This window comes from Vibrio hepatarius (assembly GCF_018860525.1).
GTDB lineage: Bacteria > Pseudomonadota > Gammaproteobacteria > Enterobacterales > Vibrionaceae > Vibrio > Vibrio hepatarius_B.
This window is the reverse complement of sequence record NZ_JAHKPM010000071.1, coordinates 1-3,795: the sequence shown is the minus strand read 5'-3', so window position 1 is coordinate 3,795 and position 3,795 is coordinate 1. Positions and strand designations below refer to the sequence as shown.

Annotated in this window: 1 protein-coding gene; it reads right to left on the bottom strand. The window is 46.9% G+C overall.

Features of this window, described 5'->3' with window-relative positions; all coding sequences use genetic code 11:
• Positions 1–3,795 (bottom strand): condensation domain-containing protein (locus KO511_RS22080; RefSeq protein ID WP_215989541.1); only part of this gene is annotated, 3,795 nt, incomplete at both ends.

Here is a 3,795-nt window from a genome sequence, read left to right as displayed (position 1 = left end):
TTGGCTCGCTGATTGAGTTCGCCATAGCTTAGGCTCTCACGGTTAAAGACTAAAGCGGTCGCTTCAGGCTGCTGAGCGGCTTGAGCTTCAACCAGTTGATGAATGCACAGCTCGCCAGGAAAATCGTGTTGGGTGTCGTTCCACTCGACTAGCTGCTGCTGTTTTTCTTCTGCGCTGAGTAATGTTATCGACGCTAATGGCGCATCCACTTTTGAATGAGCCAGACCATGCAACAGCACCTCTAAGTGCTGGAGCAGTTGCCGAGCCTGATCTCCGTTAAATCTCGGTTCACGATACATCAGCTTTAGGTTCAGAGAATCACCAGGACTTGCCGACAACGTCAATGGGTAATGAGTAGACTCGACTCCTTGATATTCTGAAATTCGGAGGCGGTCATCGTTTAAGGGGCTGTTCGAGCAACCATTAGAACTGCCCTGCACGAGTTCCTCCGCTAAAACATCATCCACTGGGTAGTTTTCAAACACCATCAGGCTATCAAACAACTCCCGGCCTGCTGGAACATCGCTCCAACGCTGCACATCCACTAGTGGTGTAAAGCTGAAATCCTCTTGATCTGTCTGTGCTTGTTTTAATTGGCTAAGAGCGGCTTGCAATTGCATTTTAGAAGACAGTTTAAGGCGTATAGGCAAGCTATTAATGAAGAGACCCAGCATGTCTTCAACACCAGGAAGGCTACTAGGACGACCTGAACGAGTGCTACCAAAAACAATGTCTTGGGTACCGCTGTAATGGCTGAGTAATAGACCCCATCCGAGTTGCAGCCAAAGGTTGAGGCTCACTTGATGCTGTTGAGCTTGATGCTCTAACTGCTGAGTCAGTTCACGACTGAGTGTCAAATGGTATTCTTGTGAACATGATGCACCACTTGCCTGTTGGTCACCTATTTGGACCTGTGTCGGCTCACTGAACCCTTCCAGATAAGTGCGCCAATAGTGTTCAGCTGTACTTTGATCCTGGCACCCTAACCAGGCAATATAGTCTTTGTAAGGTCGAGCTGCTGGTAATATAGGCACACTTTGCGTGGCTAACGCTTGATAACGCGCCATTAACTCTTTAAAGACAATAGGTAAACACCAGCCGTCTAATAGCGCGTGATGATGCTGCCAAACAAACCAGTATTCTTTTTCTCCAATTTGAGCCAAGTGAACATTCATCAGTGGTGCTTGTTCAGGTGTAAAACAATGCCCCTGAACCAGCAAGTTTTGAAGTTGCTGCTGTTGTTGGTCTGCACTGAAGTGACGCCAGTCATACTGATACCAAGGGAAATTAACCTGAGCATTCACGACCTGTATTTGATTTTGCCCTTCAACCGTCGCAAAAGCTGTTCTAAAAATGGCATGTTCAGCAACCAACTGATCCCAACTCTCTTTAAAGCGATGACTATCCAAGTCTGTCAGTTTAAATTTAAGCTGCGTCTCATACTGCCCATTTTCTGGGTCCAAACTGGAATGAAACAGCAGTCCCTGCTGCATAGCCGTACTGGGATAGAGGTCTTCTAGAAAAGGGGACTCTGTTTGTAAATGGTCCACTTGTTTTTGGGTGAGTGACAGCAAGGGAAAATCAGAAGGCGTATAACCGCCAGATGCTTGCAAACAGTGGTCTAAGACTTTTTCTAGAGCCTGCTGATAACTGCTCGCTAAAGTCTTGATATCTTCCGCTGCAAACTGCTGTGGGTGAAAATCAATATAGAGTGTCCATTGCCCATCCACAACATAACTATTAAAGCCCAATGCATGTTCACGTAAAAGATTAGAAGCCAAAGCTTGGCCGCTGTCTTCGGCAAAGCCTTTTTCAAAAACACCCAGATAGTTAAAAACCAACTGAGATGAGCTCTTTTGAGGTAAACGTGCTTGCTGATATCGCTGCAAAATTCCATAATCCATTCCCTTATTCGGAATGGCACGTAAGCGCTCTTTCACCTCTTTAATACAGGCTTCTAATACGAGTTGTTCATGATCGTTTTCACTATCATTGACTAAGGAAAATGGTAAGTGGAGTGGGAATACCGAAGTAAACCACCCCAATGTTTGAGTCAGATCCACATCCTCGAACAATGGTTCACGACCGTGGCCTTCTAGATCCAGACACAACCCCTGTTTCGACATTGCAGAATCGACATCCGCCCACTCGCCTACGGCCAGAACTAAAGCCGCTAATAAAATGTCGTTGATTTGCGTGTGATAACAATCATGAATGCCCTGCAATAATTGCTCAGTACGAGTTGAAGACAGACAAATTTGTTCTACTTGACTGTCAGCTTGAATGAAGGTGTGAGTACTTAGTTCAGCCGTATTGATGCTTCTTTCAAAACCTGGCGTGCTCATGAAAATAGACGAACGTTCAAGCAAGTTTATGCTCGGTGATTGTACAGTTTTTTGCCAATAGGGCAGCGTACTTAAACAGGCTTCGGTTGCTGAATACTCCTCTAAGCGTTCGCTCCAATATTGGAGGCTATGCGTTTTCGAGCCTAGTTGAATGCTGGCATTTTCTTGAGACTGGTGCTGCTGTAATCCTTCTTGTAGATCCTCTAAAAGAATTCTCCAAGACACGCCATCCACAACCAAATGATGTATGACCCAAATCAGCTCTTGCACGCCTGATACACTATTACGCACCCATAGACAACGCATTAAAGGTGCCTGAGCAAGGTCAAAGCTCGAATGTAACTGATTGGCTATCGATTGAATATGGCTTTCAGCTTCAGGCTCGCCTTGGTGTTCGAATAAAGCCAGTGTCTGCTGTAAAATGGCCTCATCCACTTCAACATAACGCCCCTGCCACTGGCTCCCTGTTTGAATAAAACTCAATCTGAGAGCATCATGCCTTTGAAGCAATGCGGTTAATAAGGATCGTAAAGCAGCCTCTTGCGTATCCTTTGGTAGCTCAAAACGGATTGCCTGGTTAAAGTGTTTACTGGCCTCAACAGGCTGAGTGCTCAGAAAGTGGTGCTGGATTGGTAGTAAAGATTGAACACCTTTTACAGATGACTGCGGGATCTGAACAGATTCAGCATGGATATCCAGATGCTGGACGAGTTCAGCAATGGTCTGATGCTGAAACAACTGTTTAGTGGTGAGTGGTAACCCTTGTTTTTGCCCTCGAGAAGCCACCTGAATGGCTTTAATCGAATCGCCGCCTAAGCTAAAAAAGTTAGCCTGGATACTGATGCGCTCTACGCCCAAAACGTCTGACCAAAGCACGCTAAGCTCGGTCTCTAAAGCGGTTCTTGGCAGCACGCAATCTTTTGAAGTATCCGAATAGGTAGGTTTAGGCAGGGCCTTACGATCGACTTTACCGTTGGGCGTTAATGGCAAGTGCTCTAACACCACAAAAGCCGATGGCACCATGTAATCGGGCAATACGGCTGTTAACCTTTGCCTGAGTGAATCAATCAGCGTTTCTTCTGTTACGTCCAAGGCCTCAGCCGCTGTGACATAGGCCACTAAGCGCTTGTCACCACCGCGATCTTCACGGGCTAACACCACGGCTTCTTTAACACTCGGCTCACGCAAAAGCTGGGACTCGATTTCCCCCAACTCAATCCTAAATCCACGGATCTTGACCTGATGATCCAAACGCCCTAAAAAGGCGAGATTGCCATCGGGCAGCCAACGCACCAAATCTCCGGTGCGATATAATCGCGCTTCTGGTTCATCGCTAAAGGGGTGAGCAATAAACGTTTCAGCGGTGAGCTCTGGGCGATTGAGGTAGCCGCGAGCTAATCCCGCACCACCGATATACAGCTCGCCTGGTGCACCGATGGGCAGAAGCTGC